General features: G+C 60.9%; 21 protein-coding genes. All 21 read left to right on the top strand.

Translation table 11 applies throughout. The annotated features are described in order from the left end of the window. The first annotated feature begins 22 nt into the window (after positions 1 to 22). The 21 genes from ACS5Q8_RS20545 to fliM all read left to right on the top strand — a co-directional run bounded on the left by ACS5Q8_RS20545 (position 23) and on the right by fliM (position 21,346). Positions 23 to 952, top strand: coding sequence for a ketoacyl-ACP synthase III (locus ACS5Q8_RS20545; RefSeq protein WP_443693510.1), 930 nt, complete (start codon positions 23 to 25; stop codon positions 950 to 952). A gap of 265 nt (positions 953 to 1,217) precedes the next feature. Further along, entirely contained in the window at positions 1,218 to 2,660 is a 1,443-nt protein-coding gene (locus ACS5Q8_RS20540; RefSeq protein ID WP_443693511.1) for a flagellin N-terminal helical domain-containing protein, read from the top strand. 75 nt (positions 2,661 to 2,735) lie between these two features. Further along, the gene (locus tag ACS5Q8_RS20535; RefSeq protein ID WP_426100047.1) at positions 2,736 to 3,095 is read left to right on the top strand and encodes a flagellar protein FlaG; all 360 of its coding nucleotides are present in this window, start codon (positions 2,736 to 2,738) and stop codon (positions 3,093 to 3,095) included. Positions 3,096 to 3,175: 80 nt separating this feature from the next. After that, on the top strand, positions 3,176 to 4,567 hold the full coding sequence (fliD, locus tag ACS5Q8_RS20530) for a flagellar filament capping protein FliD (RefSeq protein ID WP_426100046.1): 1,392 nt from the start codon (positions 3,176 to 3,178) through the stop codon (positions 4,565 to 4,567). A gap of 142 nt (positions 4,568 to 4,709) precedes the next feature. Next, positions 4,710 to 5,099, top strand: coding sequence for a flagellar export chaperone FliS (gene fliS, locus ACS5Q8_RS20525; RefSeq protein ID WP_426100045.1), 390 nt, complete (start codon positions 4,710 to 4,712; stop codon positions 5,097 to 5,099). Between the two features lie 24 nt (positions 5,100 to 5,123). Beyond that, positions 5,124 to 5,420 carry a flagellar protein FliT gene (gene fliT / locus ACS5Q8_RS20520; RefSeq protein ID WP_276194212.1) on the top strand — a complete coding sequence of 99 codons (297 nt, stop codon included), beginning with the start codon at positions 5,124 to 5,126 and terminating at the stop codon, positions 5,418 to 5,420. Between the two features lie 169 nt (positions 5,421 to 5,589). Further along, positions 5,590 to 7,065: a sigma-54 dependent transcriptional regulator gene (locus tag ACS5Q8_RS20515; protein ID WP_276194211.1), complete on the top strand. Its 1,476-nt coding sequence runs from the start codon at positions 5,590 to 5,592 to the stop codon at positions 7,063 to 7,065. A gap of 110 nt (positions 7,066 to 7,175) precedes the next feature. Then, positions 7,176 to 8,387, top strand: a complete 1,212-nt coding sequence (locus ACS5Q8_RS20510; RefSeq protein ID WP_426100110.1) for a sensor histidine kinase — start codon at positions 7,176 to 7,178, stop codon at positions 8,385 to 8,387. A gap of 7 nt (positions 8,388 to 8,394) precedes the next feature. Further along, on the top strand, positions 8,395 to 9,771 hold the full coding sequence (locus tag ACS5Q8_RS20505) for a sigma-54-dependent transcriptional regulator (RefSeq protein WP_426100044.1): 1,377 nt from the start codon (positions 8,395 to 8,397) through the stop codon (positions 9,769 to 9,771). Positions 9,772 to 9,902: 131 nt separating this feature from the next. Then, complete coding sequence (fliE, locus tag ACS5Q8_RS20500) at positions 9,903 to 10,232, top strand: flagellar hook-basal body complex protein FliE (protein ID WP_276194209.1); 330 nt, start codon at positions 9,903 to 9,905, stop codon at positions 10,230 to 10,232. A 16-nt stretch (positions 10,233 to 10,248) separates the two neighbouring features. Beyond that, complete coding sequence (gene fliF / locus ACS5Q8_RS20495) at positions 10,249 to 12,027, top strand: flagellar basal-body MS-ring/collar protein FliF (protein WP_276194208.1); 1,779 nt, start codon at positions 10,249 to 10,251, stop codon at positions 12,025 to 12,027. Beyond that, entirely contained in the window at positions 12,020 to 13,039 is a 1,020-nt protein-coding gene (fliG, locus tag ACS5Q8_RS20490; protein ID WP_048720872.1) for a flagellar motor switch protein FliG, read from the top strand. Before fliF ends, fliG begins: the two co-directional genes overlap by 8 nt. Before the next feature lie 10 nt (positions 13,040 to 13,049). Continuing rightward, positions 13,050 to 13,814, top strand: a complete 765-nt coding sequence (fliH, locus tag ACS5Q8_RS20485) for a flagellar assembly protein FliH (RefSeq protein WP_276194207.1) — start codon at positions 13,050 to 13,052, stop codon at positions 13,812 to 13,814. After that, complete coding sequence (fliI, locus tag ACS5Q8_RS20480) at positions 13,804 to 15,162, top strand: flagellar protein export ATPase FliI (protein WP_253397705.1); 1,359 nt, start codon at positions 13,804 to 13,806, stop codon at positions 15,160 to 15,162. The genes fliH and fliI overlap by 11 nt, the downstream gene beginning before the upstream one ends. A 3-nt stretch (positions 15,163 to 15,165) precedes the next feature. Next, entirely contained in the window at positions 15,166 to 15,615 is a 450-nt protein-coding gene (gene fliJ, locus ACS5Q8_RS20475) for a flagellar export protein FliJ (RefSeq protein WP_276194206.1), read from the top strand. A gap of 123 nt (positions 15,616 to 15,738) precedes the next feature. After that, positions 15,739 to 16,044 carry an STAS domain-containing protein gene (locus ACS5Q8_RS20470; protein WP_276194205.1) on the top strand — a complete coding sequence of 102 codons (306 nt, stop codon included), beginning with the start codon at positions 15,739 to 15,741 and terminating at the stop codon, positions 16,042 to 16,044. Beyond that, on the top strand, positions 16,041 to 17,759 hold the full coding sequence (locus ACS5Q8_RS20465; RefSeq protein WP_426100042.1) for a SpoIIE family protein phosphatase: 1,719 nt from the start codon (positions 16,041 to 16,043) through the stop codon (positions 17,757 to 17,759). The genes ACS5Q8_RS20470 and ACS5Q8_RS20465 overlap by 4 nt, the downstream gene beginning before the upstream one ends. Before the next feature lie 30 nt (positions 17,760 to 17,789). After that, positions 17,790 to 18,134, top strand: a complete 345-nt coding sequence (locus ACS5Q8_RS20460; protein ID WP_247407287.1) for an Hpt domain-containing protein — start codon at positions 17,790 to 17,792, stop codon at positions 18,132 to 18,134. A gap of 97 nt (positions 18,135 to 18,231) precedes the next feature. Beyond that, positions 18,232 to 19,638 carry a flagellar hook-length control protein FliK gene (locus ACS5Q8_RS20455; protein ID WP_443697478.1) on the top strand — a complete coding sequence of 469 codons (1,407 nt, stop codon included), beginning with the start codon at positions 18,232 to 18,234 and terminating at the stop codon, positions 19,636 to 19,638. Positions 19,639 to 19,861: 223 nt separating this feature from the next. Continuing rightward, positions 19,862 to 20,368 carry a flagellar basal body-associated protein FliL gene (gene fliL, locus ACS5Q8_RS20450; RefSeq protein WP_247408027.1) on the top strand — a complete coding sequence of 169 codons (507 nt, stop codon included), beginning with the start codon at positions 19,862 to 19,864 and terminating at the stop codon, positions 20,366 to 20,368. Positions 20,369 to 20,377: 9 nt separating this feature from the next. Continuing rightward, entirely contained in the window at positions 20,378 to 21,346 is a 969-nt protein-coding gene (gene fliM / locus ACS5Q8_RS20445) for a flagellar motor switch protein FliM (protein ID WP_247408025.1), read from the top strand. The last annotated feature ends 16 nt before the right edge of the window (positions 21,347 to 21,362 follow it).

The following is a 21,362-nucleotide window of genomic DNA, read 5'->3' as shown; positions in this document are numbered from 1 at the left end:
TATTTAGTATTGGGAAGCCACAATGATTGGCATAAAAAGTATCGCCAGTTACGTGCCGGCAGACGGGATCGATAACTACGCCCAGGGTGCCAAATTCGCCAAGGATGAAGAATTCATCATCGGCAAGATCGGTTCGGCGTTCCTGCCGCGTAAGGATGCTGCGCAGGAAACCTCCGACCTGTGCGTCGAGGCGGTCAATGCCTTGTTTGCTGCCAACCCTCAGTTGTCGCGCGAATCCATTGACGCAGTGGTCGTCGTGACCCAGAACGGCGATGAGGAGGGTTTGCCTCACACGGCCGCTATCGTTCAGGACAAATTGGGCCTGCCGACCCATGTGGCTGCGTTTGATCTCTCCCTGGGCTGCTCCGGCTATGTCTACGGCATCTATGTGATGAAGGGCTTCATGGAAGCGACCGGCCTGAAAAACGGCCTGCTGATCACCGCCGACCCGTATTCGAAGATTGTCGACCCGGACGACCGCAACACCACCATGCTCTTCGGCGATGCCGCCACCGCCACCTGGATGGGGGAAGACCCTGAGTGGTTGCTGGGCAAGTCGAAGTTCGGTACCGACGGTTCCGGCGCGCCGCATTTGAAGGTCAGTGATGGCGTGTTTTTCATGAATGGTCGCCAGGTGTTCAACTTCGCCTTGCTCAAGGTGCCGGCGCATTTGCACGAGCTGCTCAACGAATCGGGCCTCAAGGCCGACGACATCGACGCCTTCTGCATTCACCAGGGCAGTGCGGCGATTGTTGATGCCGTGGCCCGGCGTTTCGAAGATGCACCTGTGGAGAAGTTCATCAAGGACATGGTCGAAACCGGCAACACCGTGTCTTCGAGCATTCCGTTGCTGCTGGAAAAACGCATGAATGACCCCGACTGGAAGCGCGTTGCAATCAGTGGGTTTGGTGTGGGCCTGTCGTGGGGATCGGCGATTCTCTATCGCCCGTGATCCTCTGATGGTGCGGCACAAAAAACGCCCAGGCTCAAAAAGCCTGGGCGTTTTTTATTTGGCGCCAGAAAGCCCAGTATTTACGGGGCGGCAGGCGATCGTAAATGCTTGAATTCCAAAGGGTGGCCCCGTGCTAGTAAAAAAAATCAAAAAAATCCTCAAGCAACCTGCATTCACGACGATAACTATTACGAAGGTTCTCTAGGCCACACCCGGCGGTTGCCAGGGCCGGAAGCCGCAGTACACCACCCACGAGGATTTCGTCATGGCATTAACAGTAAACACTAACCTTGCTTCGCTGAACGTTCAGAAAAACCTGAACAGTGCTTCCACTGCCCTGCAAACCTCCATGCAGCGCCTGTCCTCTGGCCTGCGTATCAACAGCGCTAAAGACGACGCCGCCGGCCTGCAAATCTCCGACCGTCTGACCAGCCAAATCAACGGCCTGGGCGTTGCGATCAAAAACGCCAACGACGGTAGCTCGATTGCTCAGACCGCTGAAGGCGCGATGCAGCAGTCCACCAACATCCTGCAAAGCATGCGTACTCTGGCTCTGCAATCCGCGAACGGCTCGCCAAGCGCTGAAGACCGTAAGTCGAACCAGGCTCAATACTCCGCTCTGACTGCTGAATTGACCCGTATCGCGACCACCACCACCTTCGGTGGCAAGAACCTGCTCGACGGTTCTTTCGGCACTACTTCGTTCCAGGTCGGCTCCAACGCCAACCAGACTATCGACATGACCATCGGTAACGTTGCCGCCAACAACATTGGTTCGCAACAGCTGAAAACCCAGGCCCTGACGCCTAACGCAACCGGTATCGGCGCTGGCGCGATCATCGTTACCGGTGGTGGTCAGTCTGCAACAGTGAACCTGGCAGCTGGCGCTTCCGCCAAGCAGATCGCTACGCAAATGAACGGCGCTGTCGGTGGCCTGGCTGCTACTGCCAGCACTGAAGCTCAGTTCACTGTGAACGCGGCTACCATTGCTGGCGCTACTCCGCCTAACGCCAACTTCACCCTGCAAGTGGGTAGCGGTTCTGCGGTCCAGTTCACTGGCGTGACCAGCACTTCCGACCTGGCTGACCAACTGAAGTCCAACGCTGCCAAGCTGGGCATCAGCGTTAACTACGATTCGACTACCAACTCTCTGTCGGTCAAGTCTGACACTGGTGAGAACCTGACCTTCAACGCTGGCGACGGCGGTGCTGCTGGTATCTCGGTTGCAACCAAAGGCGGTAGCGGTGCCTACGGTACTGCTACTGCTCTGGCCGCCACCGCTATCGTTGCGACCGGTGCTGTTTCGCTGAACTCTTCCAACAGCTACGCGCTGAACGGTGCTGGTGTAACGGGTTTGTTCGCCGCCACAGGTACTGCTGCCAACTCCGCCAAAACCACCGTCAACAACACCGACGTTACCACTGCTAGCAACGCGCAGAACGCGATCGACGTGATCACCCAGGCGATCTCGGACATCGACTCCCAGCGTGCCGGTCTCGGTGCTGTACAAAACCGTTTCGACAACACCGTTGCCAACCTGACTAGCATCGCCAACAACTCCACTGCCGCTCGCGGCCAGATCCAGGACGTTGACTACGCTGCTGAAACTGCTCAGTTGACCAAGCAACAAACCCTGCAACAGGCGTCCACTGCGATCCTGTCCCAGGCCAACCAACTGCCTTCCGCTGTACTGAAGCTGCTTCAGTAATAGCCATCGGTAGATGACTGACGGAAGGGCGCGTTTACGTGCCCTTTTGTCTTTTGCGTGATGAGGAGATTGGACATGGACATGAGCGTCAAGTTGAACCAGTCTTATCCTGCAGCGGCGCCGCAGAGTGCTCCTGCCGCCAAGAGCAGCGACCCGCAGCAAACCAAGGTCGATCCTACGGTTGCCACGGTCGAACCCAAACAGGACTCGAAGCCGTCGGACCTTGAACAGGCGGTGACGGATATTCGCAAATTCGTCCAGGCTACCCAGCGTAACCTGGATTTTTCCATTGATGACTCCACCCATCAGGTGGTGGTCAAGGTCATTGCGACCGAAACCGGCGAGGTCATTCGTCAGATCCCTTCGGAAACGGCATTGAAACTCGCACAAAACCTTCACGACGCCAGCAACGTGTTGTTTAACGCCAAAGTCTGAGCTGGCATGAATTTTGTTGCTGTAGCTGCTTGAGGCGTCGTCCGTCAAGAAAGCGCCAGCCCCAATCAGGAGATAGAGTCATGGGTGATATCACGGTAAGCGGCCCGGTTACGGGTATCAACACTGAGTCGATCGTGACAGCTTTGGTGAACGCGGAACAAGCACCCAAGCAGTCGCAGATCAACAAGCAAACGCAGACGTCGACCGCCCAGCTGTCCTCGATCGGCAAGATTCAAGCGGCGCTGGATGCTTTTCGCGGTGCCATGGACAACATGGCCAAGGACGCCAGTATCGGCGGTATGACGGCGAGCACCTCGGATTCCAGCATTTCCTCCATCACCCTGGGTGCCGGTGCCTCCACCGGGACTTACGCGCTGGTGGTCAACCAGTTGGCGACGGCCTCTAAGGTCGCTAGCAAGACTTACGCGGGCGGTGCGTCGACGGTCATCAACTCGACCGCCTCAGCGACCAGCCTGACGCTCTCCCAATCGGGTAAGAATTATTCGGTCAATGTGCCCGCGGGCGCGACGTTGCAGCAAGTGCGCGACTCGATCAACTCGCAATACACGAGCGCAGGCTTGAGTGCCAACATCCTGACCGACTCCACGGGTTCCCGTCTGGTCATGACGTCGACCAATACCGGGGCCGGCACCGACATTACCATTGGCGGCAACTCCGGCCTGGAAGTCGGCACCTCGGTGTTGGCGGGCGGCGTGCCGCAGAATGCGAAATACACCATCGACGGTACGGCGCAGGAATCCAAGAGCAACAACCTGGCTGACGCGATCAGTGGCGTGAGTATCAAGTTGACGGGCGTCTCGGCAATGTCTTCTGACGGCGTTAACCGGGTGGCGTCGACCATTTCGGTCACACGTAGTACCGACACGCTCAAGAGCTCGGTCAAGGGGTTCGTGGATACCTATAACGCCTTGGTAACCGCGATGAACACTGAGACGGCAGTCACCACCAACGCTAATGGCACTACCACGGGCTCTGCGCTGACGGGCGATGCCACCATGCGCAATCTGCAGTCGGCTTTGCGTAGTCAGTTGAACGCATTGTCGGGTTCGGGAACGTTGAAGTCCCTGGCTCAGTTTGGTGTGAATACTGACCAGACAAGCGGCAAGCTGAGCATTGACGATAAACTGTTCGGTGCGGCTGTCTTGACTAACCCCACCGACATCGGCGGCATCTTCAACGGTGACAATGGTCTGCTGGCGCGTATGAAATCGGCGACTGACAGCTATGCGCTAAGCAATACCGGCATCCTCGCCACGCGTTCAACGACGCTGTCGAGCGACCTCAAGGATATGCAAACCCAGCAGGATACTCTAACGGCGCGCATGGCCGCGCTGAAGACGAGTCTGACCGCTAAATACACGGCGATGAACAACCTGGTTGCGCAGCTCACCTCTCAACGAACAAGCGTCATGACCACGCTCGATTCACTGAACAGTACGAAGAGCAACTGATCCTCAATGAGGCCGCCCGGCGAGGTGATGACCTTTGTCGGGCGTGGCCTTCGCCAGACCGCCGGCTTAAAGTTTTTTGCGATACCGTCGACATAATTACCAGAGCCGTTCTTTTTAGTGTTGCCTGTCACGAGGTAGAAAAATGAATCCCATGAGAGCCCTTCGCCAATATCAGAAGGTCAATTCCCATGCCCAGGTCTCCGAGGCCAGCCCACACCGTTTGGTCCAGATGCTGATGGAAGGCGCTTTGGATCGCATGGCTCAGGCCAAGGGCGCCATGGCTCGTGGTGATATCGCGCAAAAAGGCTTGTTGTTGGGCAAGGCGATCGACATCTTGATCGGCTTGCGTGATGGCCTTAACCCAAAAAAAACTGATGACCCGGCGGCGTTGCAGCAACTGGATAACCTGTACGCCTATATGACCACGCGCCTGCTGGAAGCAAACAGCAAGAGCGATGTCACCATGATCGACGAAGTAGCCGGCCTGATGATTACGCTCAAGGAAGGCTGGGACGGTATTGCAACACTGTAGGCCTTTGGGCCTGAGGAAGATGTCATGAGCCACGCCCTGCAACGGATTGACGAAACCCGCGAAGCTTTGGTCGACGCATTGGCTGAACGTAATTGGGACGCTATCGGCGAACTGGATATGGGCTGCCGTGCGGTGATTGATGAGGCGCTCAATAATGCGCCGGTGGACGAGGATGCCCTGCGGGAAAAGCTCGAGAGCTTGTTGGCGGTCTATCAGCAGTTGCTTGAGGTGACGACTGGCGAGCGCCAGGCGATTTTCGAAGAGATGTCGCAGATCAACCGAGCGGAAAATGCGTCAAAGGTTTACCATCTGTTCGGTTGACCGGGCGCAGTTAATCCGAACGGCGCGTCATATATTTGACTGTGCCAGCATTTTTGACTTAACTAGTGCTGTTTTCAGATTTCAGACGTCTAGTAAGGTAAGAAGTCTTACAGGCATCTAGATAGCCCACACTCTGGGCGGAGCGTTTTACTAGGGAAGTTGCTATTGCATGTGGCGTGAAACCAAAATTCTGCTGATTGATGACGATAGCGTCCGCCGCCGCGATTTAGCGGTGATTTTGAATTTTCTCGGCGAAGAAAATCTTCCCTGCGGTAGCCACGATTGGCAGCAGGCGGTCAGCTCGTTGTCGTCGAGCCGTGAAATCCTTTGTGTGCTGATTGGGACGGTAAACGCTCCTGGCGCAGTTCTGGGCTTGTTAAAGACACTGTCAACCTGGGATGAGTTCCTTCCGGTGTTGCTGATGGGCGATATTTCTTCGCTCGACCTGCCGGAAGACCAGCGCCGCCGCGTGTTGTCCACCCTGGAAATGCCGCCCAGCTACAGCAAATTGCTCGACTCCCTGCACCGCGCCCAGGTCTATCGCGAAATGTACGACCAGGCCCGTGAGCGTGGTCGCCACCGTGAGCCCAACCTGTTCCGCAGCCTCGTTGGCACCAGCCGGGCGATCCAGCACGTGCGCCAGATGATGCAGCAAGTGGCCGATACCGACGCCAGCGTGCTGATCCTCGGCGAGTCGGGCACCGGCAAGGAAGTGGTCGCGCGCAACCTGCACTATCACTCCAAGCGCCGCGACGGGCCGTTTGTGCCGGTCAACTGCGGGGCGATCCCGGCAGAGCTGCTGGAAAGCGAATTGTTCGGCCACGAGAAGGGCGCCTTTACCGGGGCGATCACCAGCCGTGCCGGGCGTTTCGAGCTGGCCAACGGCGGCACCCTGTTCCTCGACGAAATCGGCGACATGCCGCTGCCAATGCAGGTCAAGCTGCTGCGCGTGCTGCAGGAACGCACCTTTGAGCGCGTGGGCAGCAACAAAACCCAGAGCGTCGACGTGCGCATCATTGCGGCGACCCACAAGAACCTCGAAAGCATGATCGAGGTCGGCAGCTTCCGCGAAGACCTCTATTACCGCCTCAATGTGTTCCCGATCGAGATGGCTCCGCTGCGTGAGCGCGTGGAAGACATCCCGCTGCTGATGAACGAACTGATCTCACGCATGGAGCACGAAAAGCGCGGCTCGATTCGCTTCAATTCGGCGGCGATCATGTCCCTGTGCCGCCACGCCTGGCCGGGCAACGTCCGCGAGCTGGCCAACCTGGTGGAGCGCATGGCGATCATGCATCCCTACGGTGTGATCGGCGTGGTCGAGCTGCCGAAGAAATTCCGCTACGTCGACGAAGAAGACGAGCATCTGGTGGACAGCCTGCGCAGTGACATGGAAGAGCGGATCGCCATCAACGGCCATACCCCGGACTTCGGTGCCAACGCCATGCTGCCGCCGGAAGGGCTTGACCTCAAAGACTACCTCGGCAACCTCGAACAAGGGCTGATCCAGCAAGCCCTGGACGACGCCAACGGCATCGTCGCCCGTGCGGCCGAGCGCTTGCGCATCCGTCGAACCACCCTGGTGGAGAAGATGCGCAAGTACGGGATGAGTCGTCGAGACGGTGATGAACAGGCAGATGATTGACGCCTGTTTTTCAAGCCACTGTTTTATAGGTGGTTTTTTTTAGGCACGGGTATTGCTACAGCCCTCGCAACGTTCCGTTTAACTGACGGTCAGCCAAGCGAGAGAGCATGATGCCCCACGCCGCCCAACTATCTTCGGTCCCTGAGCTCCAGGGGCCGGTCCCGACCGCCGAACAGCTCAGCCGACATGGCCTTGAGCAGGCGTTCTCGCTGTTCAGCCAGATGTCCAGCCAACTGAATGACTCCTATAGCCTGTTGGAAGCGCGGGTCTCCGAGCTCAAGGGTGAACTGGCGGTCGTCAGTGCGCAGCGCATGGAAGAGCTGGCCGAGAAAGAGCGCCTGGCCAACCGTCTGCAAAACCTCCTCGACCTGTTGCCCGGCGGCGTGATCGTCATCGACGACCAGGGCCGCGTGCGCGAAGCCAACCCGGCCGCCTGCGACCTGCTCGGGCTGCCGTTGGAGGGCGAGCTATGGCGCCATGTCATCACCCGCTGCTTCGCACCGCGTGACGATGACGGCCATGAAATCTCCCTCAAGGATGGGCGCCGCCTGTCTATCGCCACGCGCTCCCTGGATGCCGAGCCCGGCCAACTGGTGCTGCTCAACGACCTGACTGAAACCCGTCACCTGCAAGACCAACTGGCGCGCCATGAACGCTTGTCGTCGTTGGGAAGGATGGTCGCTTCTTTGGCGCATCAGATCCGCACGCCGTTGTCGGCGGCGTTGATCTACGCCAGTCATTTGACTGATGAGCAATTGCCCGCCGAAACCCAGCAGCGTTTTGCCGGACGACTCAAGGAGCGTTTGCATGAGTTGGAGCACCAGGTGCGCGACATGCTGGTGTTTGCCCGCGGAGAATTGCCGCTGACCGACCGCCTCACCCCGTCCGGCCTGATGCAGGCCCTGCAAGCGGCGGCCGCCACCCACGTCCAGGGCGCCAATGTGCGCTGGCAGTGCGACAGCCACCAAGGCGAATTGTTGTGCAACCGCGACACGCTGGTGGGCGCGCTGCTCAACCTGATCGAAAACGCGACCCAGGCCAGCGGCCCCGGCGCGCAGCTCAAGGTGCATCTGTACACCCGCGCACAAACCCTGCGCCTGTGCATCAGCGACAGCGGTAGCGGCATCGAGCCGGGGGTGCTGCAACGCCTCGGCGAACCGTTTTTTACCACTAAGACCAACGGTACGGGCCTGGGCCTGACGGTGGTCAAGGCAGTGGCACGTGCCCATCAGGGAGAATTGCAACTGCGTTCCCGCTTGGGGCGTGGCACCTGTGCATTGATGACCTTGCCGCTGTTTTCATGCGCGGCAAGCGCGGAGTAAAAAGGCTATGGCTATCAAGGTTTTGTTGGTGGAAGACGATCGTGCCCTACGTGAGGCATTGGCTGACACGCTGTTGCTGGCGGGCCATGACTATCGTGCGGTCGGTTCCGCCGAGGAAGCCTTGGAGGCGGTGGAGCAAGAGCCCTTCAGCCTGGTGGTCAGCGACGTGAACATGCCAGGCATGGACGGCCACCAGTTGCTCGGCCTGCTGCGTGCGCGACAGCCGCAACTGCCGGTGTTGCTGATGACCGCTCATGGCGCCGTCGAGCGCGCGGTGGACGCCATGCGCCAGGGTGCGGCGGATTATCTGGTCAAGCCCTTCGAGCCCAAGGCGTTGATCGAACTGGTGGCGCGGCATGCCCTGGGAGTGATTCCGGCCGGTGAAGGCGACGGCCCGATTGCCTTCGAACCCTCCAGCGCACAATTGCTGGAACTCGCGGCCCGCGTGGCGCGCAGTGACTCAACCGTGTTGATTTCCGGCGAGTCGGGCACCGGCAAGGAAGTGTTGGCGCGCTATATCCACCAGCAATCGGGCCGCGCCCAGCAGCCCTTTATCGCGATCAATTGCGCGGCGATCCCCGACAACATGCTCGAAGCCACGCTGTTCGGCCACGAAAAGGGCTCGTTCACCGGCGCCATCGCGGCCCAGGCGGGCAAGTTCGAACAGGCCGACGGCGGCACCATCCTGCTTGACGAAATTTCGGAAATGCCCCTGGGCCTACAAGCCAAGCTGCTGCGGGTGCTGCAAGAGCGTGAAGTGGAGCGGGTCGGTGCGCGCAAGCCGATCCAGCTGGATATCCGCGTGGTCGCCACCACCAACCGCGACCTGGCCGGCGAAGTGGCGGCGGGGCGCTTTCGGGAAGACTTGTTCTACCGTCTCTCGGTATTCCCCCTGGCCTGGCGCGCACTGCGCGAGCGCCCGGCGGACATCATCCCGCTGGCCGAGCGTCTGCTGAACAACCACGTCAAAAAAATGAAGCACGCCCAGGCGCGGCTGTCGGTCGAAGCCCAGGCCTGCCTGATCAGCTACGCGTGGCCCGGCAACGTGCGGGAGCTGGACAACGCGATTCAGCGTGCATTGATTTTGCAACAGGGCGGCTTGATCCAGCCCCAGGACTTCTGCCTGGCCATGGGCAGTGGCGCCGCGCCGTTACCGAGCCTGGCGCCCGTGCCGCTGGTCGCTGAAGCCGAGTCTGCAGGGGCTCTGGGCGACGACCTGCGCCGCCGCGAATTCCAGATGATCATCGACACCCTGCGCGCCGAACGCGGCCGCCGCAAAGAAGCGGCCGAGCGCCTGGGCATCAGCCCGCGCACCTTGCGCTACAAGCTGGCGCAGATGCGCGACGCTGGGATGGACGTGGAAGGCTACCTTTTCGCCACCTGATCGGTAACAAGGTCGACAAGTTTTGTCGCCTTTTCTTACAAGTTGCTACAGAGCTGGCACCCTTGTTGCTACCACCCCTAGTAACTGCTGCGTAGTGTCAAAAAAATGCGGGTCGTCGGAGAGAGAAGGTCATGAGCCAGGGTATTGAGTTCAATCGGTTGATGTTGGATATGCGCTCCATGCAAATGGATGCCATGGCTCAACCGAAATCCGTCGCGCCAGCGCCGGAATTGGGCCAAAGCAGTTTCGCCGACATGCTCGGCCAGGCAGTCAACAAAGTCAGTGACACTCAGCAAGCCTCCAACCAGTTGGCGACCGCGTTCGAGATCGGCAAGAGCGGCGTGGACCTGACCGACGTGATGGTCGCTTCGCAGAAAGCCACTGTGTCCTTTCAAGCCTTGACCCAGGTGCGCAACAAACTGGTTCAGGCTTATCAAGACATCATGCAGATGCCGGTTTAAGGGCGAGATTTAAGTCATGGCAGAAGCAGTCGTGGACAACGTACCCGCCAAGGCAGACGGCAAGCCGCCGCTGTTTGGCCTGTCGTTCCTGGAAAACCTCTCGGAAATGACCATGCTGCGTCAGGTGGGCCTGATGGTCGGCCTGGCTGCCAGCGTGGCGATTGGTTTTGCCGTGGTGCTGTGGTCGCAGCAACCCGATTACCGGCCGCTGTACGGCAGCCTGGCCGGTATGGATTCCAAACAGATCATGGAAACCCTGGCCGCCGCCGACATTGCCTACACCGTGGAGCCCAACTCCGGGGCGCTGCTGGTCAAGGCCGATGATGTCGCCCGTGCCCGCATGAAGCTGGCCGCCGCCGGCGTGACCCCGTCCGACAGCAATATCGGTTTTGAGATCCTCGACAAGGACCAGGGCCTGGGCACCAGCCAGTTCATGGAAGCGACCCGCTACCGTCGTGGCCTGGAAGGCGAACTGGCGCGGACCATCTCCAGCCTCAACAACGTCAAGGGCGCCCGTGTTCACCTGGCGATTCCGAAGAGCTCGGTGTTTGTGCGTGATGAGCGCAAGCCAAGTGCCTCGGTATTGGTCGAACTGTTTTCCGGCCGCTCCCTGGAGCCAGGCCAAGTGTTGGCGATCATCAACCTGGTGGCCACCAGCGTTCCCGAATTGAGCAAGTCGCAAATCACCGTAGTCGACCAGAAGGGCAACCTGCTGTCCGATATGGCGGAAAACTCTTCGCTGACCCAGGCCGGCAAGCAGTTCGACTACAGCCGCCGCATGGAAAGCATGCTCACCCAGCGTGTCCACAACATCCTGCAACCGGTGCTGGGTAACGATCGCTACAAGGCTGAAGTGTCCGCCGACGTGGATTTCAGCGCCGTCGAATCGACCTCCGAGCAGTTCAACCCGGACCAGCCGGCCCTGCGCAGCGAGCAATCGACCAGCGAACAACGCACCGCCAGCAGCGGCCCACAAGGTGTGCCGGGTGCCCTGAGCAATCAGCCGCCAGCCCCGGCTTCAGCCCCGCAGACCACCGGCGGTGCCGCCGCGACCGCTGGAGCCATTGCCGCTGGCCAGCCACTGCTGGACGCCAACGGTCAGCAGATCATGGACCCGGCCACCGGCCAGCCGATGCTCGCTCCCTACCCGGCGGACAAGCGTAACCAGTCGACCAAGAACTTCGAACTCGACCGTTCCATCAGCCACACCAAGCAGCAACAGGGCCGGATCAATCGCCTGTCGGTGTCGGTGGTGGTCGATGACCAGGTCAAGATCGCCGCCGCTGATGGCGCCGTCACCCGCGCGCCGTGGAGCGCCGACGAATTGGCACGCTTCACTCGCCTGGTGCAGGATGCCGTCGGTTTCGACGCCAGCCGTGGTGACAGCGTCAGCGTGATCAACATGCCGTTCTCCGCCGAGCGTGGCGAAGTCATCGCTGAAGCGGCGTTCTACACCCAGCCGTGGTTCTGGGACATCGTCAAGCAAGTGCTGGGCGTGTTGTTCATCGTAGTGCTGGTGTTCGGCGTGCTGCGTCCGGTGCTCAACAACATCACCGGCAATGGTAAGAAACAACTGGCAACCTTCGCTGGCAGCGATGTCGAGTTGGGTGGCATGGGCGGCCTGGATGGCGAACTGGCCAACGACCGCGTCAGCCTCGGCGGCCCGCAAAGCATCCTGTTGCCAAGCCCGAGCGAAGGCTATGACGCTCAGTTGAACGCAATCAAGAGTCTGGTGGCAGAAGACCCGGGCCGTGTGGCCCAGGTCGTGAAAGAGTGGATTAACGCAGATGAGTGATAGTCGAGCCGCTGTTGCCAAGCTCACCAAGGTCGACAAAGCCGCAGTCCTGCTGCTGTCCCTGGGTGAAACCGACGCCGCACAAGTGCTGCGCCACATGGGGCCCAAAGAGGTCCAGCGCGTGGGCGTGGCCATGGCGCAGATGCGCAACGTTCACCGAGAGCAGGTCGAACAGGTGATGAGCGAGTTCGTCGAGATCGTCGGCGACCAGACCAGCCTGGGCGTCGGCTCCGACAGCTACATCCGCAAGATGCTCACCTCGGCCCTCGGCGAAGACAAGGCCAACGGCCTGATCGACCGCATCCTGTTGGGCGGCAACACCAGCGGCCTCGACAGCCTGAAATGGATGGAGCCGCGCGCCGTCGCCGACGTGATCCGCTACGAGCACCCGCAGATCCAGGCGATCGTGGTGGCGTACCTCGACCCCGACCAGGCCGGCGAAGTGCTCGGCCACTTCGACCATAAAGTGCGCCTGGACATCATCCTGCGCGTGTCGTCGTTGAACACCGTGCAGCCGGCGGCCCTGAAAGAACTCAACACGATTCTCGAGAAGCAGTTCTCGGGCAACTCGAATGCTTCGCGTACCACCTTGGGCGGTATCAAGCGCGCAGCCGACATCATGAACTTCCTCGACAGCTCGGTCGAAGGCCAGTTGATGGACTCGATCCGCGAGATCGACGACACCCTGTCCGGCCAGATCGAAGACCTCATGTTCGTGTTCAACAACCTCTCCGACGTCGACGACCGTGGCATCCAGGCGCTGTTGCGCGAAGTCTCCTCCGACGTGCTGGTACTGGCCCTCAAGGGTTCGGACGAAGGCGTCAAGGAAAAGATCTTCAAGAACATGTCCAAGCGCGCCTCCGAACTGTTGCGCGACGACCTGGAAGCCAAAGGCCCGGTACGCGTCAGCGACGTGGAAACCGCGCAGAAGGAAATCCTCACGATTGCCCGCCGTATGGCCGAAGCCGGAGAAATCGTTCTCGGTGGGAAGGGCGGCGAAGAAATGATCTAAGGCGCCTCGCATGTCGAACAAAGATGAAGCGCCCAGCGACCTGATTCGCGCGCGGGACGTGGGCGGGTTCGACATCTGGTCGTTGCCCAGCTTCGATCCGCATGTGCCGGAGCCCGAACCTGAGCCTGTGGAAGAACTGCCGGCGGAAATGGAAGAAGTGCCGCTGGAAGAAGTCCAGCCGCTGACCCTGGAAGAGTTGGAAAGCATTCGCCAGGAGGCCTACAACGAAGGCTTCGCCGCTGGCGAAAAAGATGGTTTTCGCAGCACCACGCTCAAGGTTCGCCAGGAAGCCGAGGCTGCCTTGAACGTCAAGCTGGCCAGCCTGGAACGCCTGATGGGCAGCCTGTTCGAGCCCATCGCCGAGCAGGATTCGCAGATCGAAAAAGCCATGGTCGGGTTGGTCGAACACATCGCCCGCCAGGTGATCCAGCGTGAGCTGGTGCTGGACTCCAGTCAGATCGAAAGCGTCATGCGTGAAGCCCTCAAGCTGCTGCCCCTGGGTGTCGGCAATGTGCGGCTGCACATCAACCCGCAGGATTTCGAACAGGTCAAAGCCCTGCGCGAGCGCCATGAAGAAACCTGGCGCATCGTCGAAGATGCAGCGCTGCAGCCCGGTGGTTGCCGCGTCGAGACCGAATACAGCCGCATCGACGCCACGGTGGAAACGCGCATCAGCCAGATCATGGCCCAGTTGCTGGACCAGGTGCACGAGCAGGTCCTGAACCCGGCCGAACCTGACATGAGCGTGGACCTGGACGCCCCCGATGCGCCTTGATCGCACCAGTTTCGCCAAGCGTCTGAGCGGGTATGCCGAGGCCACCAAGTTGCCCGGCCAGCCGATCCTCGAAGGGCGCTTGCTGCGCATGGTTGGCCTGACCCTCGAAGCCGAAGGCCTGCGCGCCGCCATGGGCAGCCGCTGCCTGGTGATCAACGACGACAGTTACCACCCGGTGCAGGTCGAAGCCGAGGTGATGGGCTTTTCCGGCAGCAAGATTTTCCTGATGCCGGTTGGCAGCCTGGCGGGCATCGCCCCCGGCGCCCGCGTGGTGCCGCTGGCCGATACCGGCCGCCTGCCCATGGGCATGAGCATGCTCGGTCGCGTGCTGGACGGTGCCGGTCGTGCGCTGGACGGCAAGGGCGGCATGAAAGCCGAAGACTGGGTGCCGATGGATGGCCCCACCATCAACCCGCTCAAGCGCAACCCCATCAGCCAGCCGCTTGACGTGGGCATTCGCAGCATCAACGGTTTATTGACGGTCGGTCGCGGCCAGCGCCTCGGCCTGTTTGCCGGTACCGGCGTGGGTAAGTCGGTGTTGCTGGGCATGATGACCCGTTTTACCGAGGCCGACATCATCGTGGTGGGGCTGATCGGCGAACGGGGCCGGGAAGTGAAGGAGTTCATCGAGCACAGCCTCGGTGAAGAAGGCCTCAAGCGTTCCGTCGTCGTTGCGTCCCCGGCCGACGATGCGCCGCTGATGCGTTTACGCGCCGCCATGTACTGCACGCGCATCGCCGAATATTTTCGCGACAAGGGCAAGAACGTCCTATTGCTGATGGACTCCCTCACGCGTTTCGCCCAGGCCCAGCGGGAAATCGCCCTGGCCATCGGCGAGCCGCCGGCCACCAAGGGCTATCCGCCGTCGGTGTTCGCCAAGTTGCCCAAGCTGGTGGAGCGCGCCGGTAATGCCGAGGCGGGGGGTGGGTCGATCACCGCGTTTTACACCGTGTTGTCTGAAGGCGATGACCAGCAAGACCCGATCGCCGACTCGGCGCGGGGCGTGCTCGACGGTCACATCGTGCTGTCGCGGCGCCTGGCGGAGGAGGGGCACTACCCGGCCATCGACATCGAAGCGTCCATCAGCCGGGTGATGCCGTCGGTGGTCACCCCGGAGCACATGGCCCGTGCCCAGCAGTTCAAGCAGTTGTGGTCGCGCTACCAGCAAAGTCGCGACCTGATCAGCGTTGGCGCCTATGTGGCCGGCGGCGATCGTGAGACTGACCTGGCGATTGCCCTGCAACCGCAATTGGTCACCTACCTGCGCCAAGGCCTCAACGACAACATCAGCATGGGCGAAAGCGAAGCGCACCTGCAGTCCATCTTCGCCCCCGCGCCAGGCGGCTAAGCCATGGCCAGCAACCGCTCCTCACGCTTGGCCCCGGTGGTGGACATGGCCGAAAAGGCCGAAAAAACCGCCGTCCAGCGCCTGGGTTACTTCCAGGGCCAGGTGCGCCTGGCGGAAAGTAAGCTCGGCGACCTGGAGCGCTTTCGCGGCGAGTACCAGCAGCAGTGGATCGAGCGCGGCACCAAAGGCGTGTCCGGCCAGTGGCTGATGGGCTACCAGGGCTTTCTCAACCAGCTTGAAACCGCTGTCGGCCAGCAGCGCCAGAGCCTGGCCTGGCACCAGAACAACCTCGACAAGGCCCGCGAAAGCTGGCAGCAGGCGTATGCCCGGGTCGAAGGGTTGCGCAAGCTGGTGCAGCGCTATATCGATGAGGCGCGGGCGCTTGAGGATAAGCGCGAGCAAAAACTGCTCGATGAGTTGTCCCAGCGCCTGCCGCGCCAGAATCCCTACTAGCGCCAAGCTCCGGACTCAATGTGGGAGGGAGCAAGCCCCCTCCCACATTTGCTTCGCTGTGTTGCCCACATCCGGTTAGCCTGCTACACCTTGTATCTAGACCCATGACAAGGAAGCAGTCACATGTCAGTCGAGTCAGAAGTATCCCTGGATGGGAAGAAGTTGACGATCGCAATCAAGGGCCGGTTCGATTTCGGCAGCCACCAGCTCTTTCGTGACGCCTACGAGCGTTTCTACAAGGTGCCAGACGTATACATCGTCGACCTGAAAGAAACCACCTACATGGACAGCTCCGCCCTGGGCATGCTCCTGCTGCTGCGCGATCATGCCGGGGGAGATAACTCGGAAATCCAGGTGATCAACAGCAGTTCCGACGTGCGCAAGATCCTCGCGATTTCCAATTTCGACAAACTGTTCGACATCAATTGAGCGCGCTGGCTCCGGTCCTCGAACCGCTGACCATCCTGATCGCCGAAGACAGCGCCGCCGACCTGCTGTTGCTGTCGACCATCGTCCGGCGCCAGGGCCACCAGGTGCTCACCGCCAGCAACGGCGCACAAGCCGTCGAGCTGTTTGCCCGCGAACGTCCACAACTGGTGCTGATGGACGCCCTGATGCCGGTGATGGATGGCTTTGAGGCCGCGCGGCGGATCAAGCAACTGGCGGGTGAGGCCCTGGTGCCGATCATCTTCCTCACCTCCCTGCGCCAAAGCGAAGCCCTGGCCCAGTGCCTGGATGCCGGTGGCGATGACTTCTTGCCCAAGCCCTATAACCCGCTGATTCTCGCGGCCAAGATCAATGCGATGGATCGCCTGCGCCGCCTGCAGGCCACGGTGTTGCAGCAGCGTGACCTGATCGCCAAGCACCATGACTACCTGCTGCATGAGCAGCGCGTGGCCAAGGCGGTGTTCGACAAGGTCGCCCATTCGGGTTGCATCAACGCGGCGCCGAACATTCGCTACCTGCAATCGCCCTATGCGCTGTTCAACGGCGACTTGTTGTTGGCAGCCTACACGCCGGCGGGTGACATGCATGTGCTGCTCGGCGACTTCACCGGGCACGGCCTGCCAGCGGCGGTCGGCGCCATGCCGTTGGCCGAAGTGTTCTATGGCATGACGGCCAAGGGCTACGGGTTGACGCAGATCCTGCGGGAGATGAACGCCAAGCTCAAACGCATCCTGCCGGTGGACATGTTCTGCTGCGCGACGCTGTTGTGCCTGAGCGCGCAACGGCGTGCGGTGGAAGTCTGGAATGGCGGCATGCCCGAGGGCTATGTGCATGAAGTCGCCACCGGTAAGCGCACGCCGCTGATATCACGGCACTTGCCGTTGGGCGTGCTGTCGGCGCAGGCGTTCGATGATCGCACCGAAGTCTGGCCGATGGCCCTGGGCGACCGCGTATTTCTGCTCTCCGATGGCGTGCTGGATACCGCCGATGCCAACGAACAATTGTTCGGCGCCGAGCGCTTGCAGCAGGTGTTTGCCGCCAATCGTGAGCCCGACCGCTTGTTCGAGGATATCGAGCAGGCCCTGGCGGCGTTTCGCGGTGAGGCGCGGGATGACGTGAGCATGCTCGAAATTACCCTGCAGGCCGGCCAGTCGATGCGTGCGACGGGGCCGCTGTATGCCGACAGTGGCCAGTCGTGCCCGTTGGATTGGTCGGTGAGTTTCGAGTTTCGCGCCGAGACCCTCAAACGCTACAACCCGTTGCCCTATCTGTTGCAACTGCTGCTGGAGATCCACGGCTTGCGCGAGCAGAGCGGGGCGCTCTACAGCGTGATGGCCGAACTGTATTCCAACGCCCTGGAGCATGGCGTGCTGGGCCTGGACTCGCGGCTCAAGCGCAATGCTGAAGGTTTTGCGCAGTATTACCGCCAGCGCAATGAGCGGCTGGTGCAACTCAACAGCGGTTATGTGCGCGTGCATGTGCAGGTAGAGCCCACCGCTACGGGCGGCAGGATGACCTTGCGCATCGAAGACAGCGGCCCCGGGTTCGATGTGGAACAGGTACTGGCTCGCCCGCTGGATCTCGACCGTCTGTCTGGTCGCGGCTTGGGCCTGGTGCGTCAACTGAGTAGCGATGTACGCTGGTCCGACGGCGGGCGCAGTGTCTGCGTGGAGTTTTGCTGGGAGGCTCTGGCATAATCCGCCGATTCTTGATCAAGGAGCGAACAAGTGGTTGAGGTTCATCTGGACCCGGACGTGTTATCGGGTTTGCAGGAAGTCATGGAAGGCGAGTACCCCAAATTGCTCGATACCTTTCTCGATGATTCGCAAAAGCGCGTCGAAGCGCTGCGCAAAGCTCGCGACGATGCCAAGGCGTTGGCGCGCATCGCCCATAGTTTCAAGGGCAGCAGTGGTAACCTCGGTGCAGTGCGGTTGGCGCACTTGTGCCAGCGCTTGGAGGTTGAGTCTGTCGAGGCTGCGGCGGACCTGGGGGCCTTGGTCGATCAGATCGACCATGAGTTTGCGCTGGTCAAGCCGCTGTATGAGTCGGAGCGCCAGCGCTTCCAGCTTTAATTTCAGGTCCCACACCGCTTTTCCGCAGAGCTGGCCCGACTCTTGCTCTATCTCCTGATACTGCATCCCCGATTCCCATGCAGTGGAGACCTTACCTATGCCAGTCGCCCCTAATTCGCTCCTTCAGGCTGCCCCTGCGGCCAAGCCTCAAGCGCCTGCCGCCAATCCACCGGCGGCGGCCGCGGAGCCGCGGGACAAGGGCCCTGGCTTTGCTCAGGTGTTCGCCAGCCAAGGTTCGAAGCCCTCGGCCAAGGCCGACGACAACTCGGCCAAGCCCGCGCGCGACAAGCCTGCTGACGCGAGTGCCAAGCCTGTTGCTGGCAACGATAAGCCTGTCGCGAACAACGATAAACCTGCCGCGAACAACGATAAGCCTGCCGCCGGTACGCCAGCGGTTGCCGATAGCGGCAAACCCTTGCCAGCCGACCCGCCGGCCAAACCCGCCGACAGCGCCAGCAGTGATCAAACCCCGCCCGCCGACCCAGCCCTGGCGCAGCAGCCGGCGGTAGACCCAGTGGTTGCCCCGGTGGTTGATCCGGCCCTGATTGTCACGGTCACGCCGGTTGCTGTGCCAGTGCCGGTGCCGGTGGAAACGCCAGCCCCGGCTGCTGCTGCCAAGGATGACAAGGCCCAGCCGGTGGTCACGGCACCGCTGGCAGCGACCGATGTGGCCAAGCCGGCCTTCGATCCCACGGCAGACCCTCTGGACGCGATGCCGGCGGTACGCCTGGCGATGGAGCAGGGCGGTCATGTGTCGGCCAGCAGTCAGGCCCCGCAGAGCGCCGCGCCGCCGTCCCAGGACCAGCCGACCGCTGCGCAGAACTTCGCCACGGGCCTGGCTAACATGGTGGACCAGCAAGCCAGCAAGGACAGCACCGACCAGGGCGGCGACAAAGCCTTTGGCGGGTTGATCGAAGGCGGCCTCAAGGATTTGAAGAGCGCCAGCAGCGACACGCGTGTCGATGACTTCGCCAACCGCCTGGCCGCACTGACCCAGGCCGCCACGCCGAAAACCGCCAATGCTTTGCCGCCGGTCGCCAACGCACCGCTGGCCATGCACCAGAGCGGCTGGACCGAGGAAGTGGTCAACCGCGTGATGTACCTGTCCAGCGCCAACCTCAAGTCGGCAGAGATCCAGCTACAGCCGGCCGAACTCGGGCGCCTGGATATCAAGGTCAACATGACGGCCGACCAGCAGGCCCAGGTCACCTTCATGAGTGGTCACGCCGTTGTGCGTGAAGCACTGGAAACCCAGTCCGGCCGTTTGCGCGAGATGTTTGCCCAGCAGGGCATGGGGCAGGTCGACGTCAATGTGTCCGACCAGTCCCGTGGTTGGCAGGGCCAGGGTCAACAGCAACAGAACCAGAACCAGGCGAACGGTGTCAGTGGTCGTGGCGGTCGGGGTGACAGCGGCGACGTTGCCGATCATGCCGAAGTGGCCGCGGCCGTCGCGCCGGTGACGGCCACCGTGATTGGCTCCAGCGCCGTTGACTATTACGCCTGATCCTAAGCCTGGCACCGGCTCAAGTGTGGGAGGGGGCTTGCTCCCGATGGCGGTGTATCAGCCAATGAATCTATTGACTGACACACCGCTATCGGGAGCAAGCCCCCTCCTACATTCGATTCGCGGTGATCTCTCTTCCCCGATTGCCAGACAACTCTGGCATAACACTTGCTCTTGCCTTTCCGTAGATCTATGAATCCCCAAATAGTGACGGATTATTGGCATGGCGAAGAGCGAAGACGCAGCACAAGCACCCGCAGGTAAGGGCAAGGGCAAGCTCAAGCTTATCCTGTTGATTGTCCTGGGCCTGGTCCTGGCGATTGGCGCGTCCGTGGGCGGCACTTGGTACATCATGCACAGCAGTGCGAGCAAACCGGCGCCCGCCGCCGAAACTGCCAGTAACGTCAAGCAACCGGCAATCTTCGAGCCGATGCTTCCGGCCTTTGTCGCCAACTTCAATCAGAACGGTCGTCAACGCTACCTGCAGGTGAGCATCACCTTGCTGGCGCGCAACCAGGCGGACCTTGAGGCCCTCAAGGTGCATATGCCGGTGATCCGCAATAACCTGGTGATGTTGTTTTCCGCGCAAAGTTTCGACAGCCTGGCTACGCCGGTGGGCCAGGAAATGTTGCGCCAGAAGGTCACTGCCAGCGTGCAGGAAGTGGCCCAGAAAGAGCTCGGCAAAGTGGTGGTCGAGCAGGCGCTCTTCACTAATTTCGTATTGCAGTAGGATCACGACATGGCCGTGCAAGACCTGCTGTCCCAGGATGAAATCGATGCGCTGCTGCATGGCGTGGACGATGGTCTGGTACAGACCGAAATGGCTGCTGAGCCCGGCAGCGTCAAAAGTTATGACCTGACCAGCCAGGATCGCATCGTCCGTGGACGCATGCCGACCCTGGAAATGATCAATGAGCGTTTCGCCCGTTACACCCGCATCAGCATGTTCAACATGCTGCGCCGCTCGGCAGATGTGGCGGTGGGCGGCGTGCAGGTGATGAAGTTCGGCGAATATGTACACTCGCTGTACGTGCCTACCAGCCTCAATCTGGTCAAGATCAAGCCATTGCGCGGTACTGCGTTGTTCATCCTCGACGCCAAACTGGTGTTCAAACTGGTGGACAACTTCTTCGGTGGCGACGGCCGTCACGCCAAGATCGAAGGCCGCGAGTTCACCCCTACTGAACTGCGCGTGGTGCGTATGGTGCTGGAGCAGGCCTTCATCGACTTGAAGGAAGCCTGGCAGGCGATCATGGAGGTCAATTTCGAGTACATCAACTCGGAAGTGAACCCGGCCATGGCCAACATCGTTGGCCCCAGCGAAGCCGTTGTCGTGTCTACCTTCCACATCGAACTCGATGGCGGTGGCGGCGACCTGCACGTGACCATGCCGTACTCGATGATCGAGCCCGTGCGCGAAATGCTCGACGCCGGCTTCCAGTCCGACCTCGATGACCAGGACGAACGCTGGGTCAAGGCCCTGCGCGAAGACCTGCTGGACGTCGACGTGCCCCTGACCGCCACCGTGGCCCGTCGCCAACTGCGCCTGCGGGATATTTTGCACATGCAGCCGGGCGACGTGATTCCCGTCGAGTTGCCGGAAGAACTGATCATGCGCGCCAGCGGCGTACCGTCGTTCAAGGTCAAGCTTGGTTCGCACAAGGGCAAACTGGCACTGCAAGTGGTGGAGTCGATCAGCCGGCGCTGAGTCACCCGTATTGATG

Source organism: Pseudomonas sp. PAMC25584, assembly GCF_058135675.1.
Note: the sequence above shows the minus strand (reverse complement) of the source record. Positions and strands in the feature narration are given on the sequence as shown.

Coding starts and splice junctions, on each gene's coding strand:
- ACS5Q8_RS20545 (WP_443693510.1), top strand. CDS start 23: ATGATTGGCATAAAAAGTATCGCCAGTTACGTGCCGGCAGACGGGATC.
- ACS5Q8_RS20540 (WP_443693511.1), top strand. CDS start 1,218: ATGGCATTAACAGTAAACACTAACCTTGCTTCGCTGAACGTTCAGAAA.
- ACS5Q8_RS20535 (WP_426100047.1), top strand. CDS start 2,736: ATGGACATGAGCGTCAAGTTGAACCAGTCTTATCCTGCAGCGGCGCCG.
- fliD (WP_426100046.1), top strand. CDS start 3,176: ATGGGTGATATCACGGTAAGCGGCCCGGTTACGGGTATCAACACTGAG.
- fliS (WP_426100045.1), top strand. CDS start 4,710: ATGAATCCCATGAGAGCCCTTCGCCAATATCAGAAGGTCAATTCCCAT.
- fliT (WP_276194212.1), top strand. CDS start 5,124: ATGAGCCACGCCCTGCAACGGATTGACGAAACCCGCGAAGCTTTGGTC.
- ACS5Q8_RS20515 (WP_276194211.1), top strand. CDS start 5,590: ATGTGGCGTGAAACCAAAATTCTGCTGATTGATGACGATAGCGTCCGC.
- ACS5Q8_RS20510 (WP_426100110.1), top strand. CDS start 7,176: ATGCCCCACGCCGCCCAACTATCTTCGGTCCCTGAGCTCCAGGGGCCG.
- ACS5Q8_RS20505 (WP_426100044.1), top strand. CDS start 8,395: ATGGCTATCAAGGTTTTGTTGGTGGAAGACGATCGTGCCCTACGTGAG.
- fliE (WP_276194209.1), top strand. CDS start 9,903: ATGAGCCAGGGTATTGAGTTCAATCGGTTGATGTTGGATATGCGCTCC.
- fliF (WP_276194208.1), top strand. CDS start 10,249: ATGGCAGAAGCAGTCGTGGACAACGTACCCGCCAAGGCAGACGGCAAG.
- fliG (WP_048720872.1), top strand. CDS start 12,020: ATGAGTGATAGTCGAGCCGCTGTTGCCAAGCTCACCAAGGTCGACAAA.
- fliH (WP_276194207.1), top strand. CDS start 13,050: ATGTCGAACAAAGATGAAGCGCCCAGCGACCTGATTCGCGCGCGGGAC.
- fliI (WP_253397705.1), top strand. CDS start 13,804: ATGCGCCTTGATCGCACCAGTTTCGCCAAGCGTCTGAGCGGGTATGCC.
- fliJ (WP_276194206.1), top strand. CDS start 15,166: ATGGCCAGCAACCGCTCCTCACGCTTGGCCCCGGTGGTGGACATGGCC.
- ACS5Q8_RS20470 (WP_276194205.1), top strand. CDS start 15,739: ATGTCAGTCGAGTCAGAAGTATCCCTGGATGGGAAGAAGTTGACGATC.
- ACS5Q8_RS20455 (WP_443697478.1), top strand. CDS start 18,232: ATGCCAGTCGCCCCTAATTCGCTCCTTCAGGCTGCCCCTGCGGCCAAG.
- fliL (WP_247408027.1), top strand. CDS start 19,862: ATGGCGAAGAGCGAAGACGCAGCACAAGCACCCGCAGGTAAGGGCAAG.
- fliM (WP_247408025.1), top strand. CDS start 20,378: ATGGCCGTGCAAGACCTGCTGTCCCAGGATGAAATCGATGCGCTGCTG.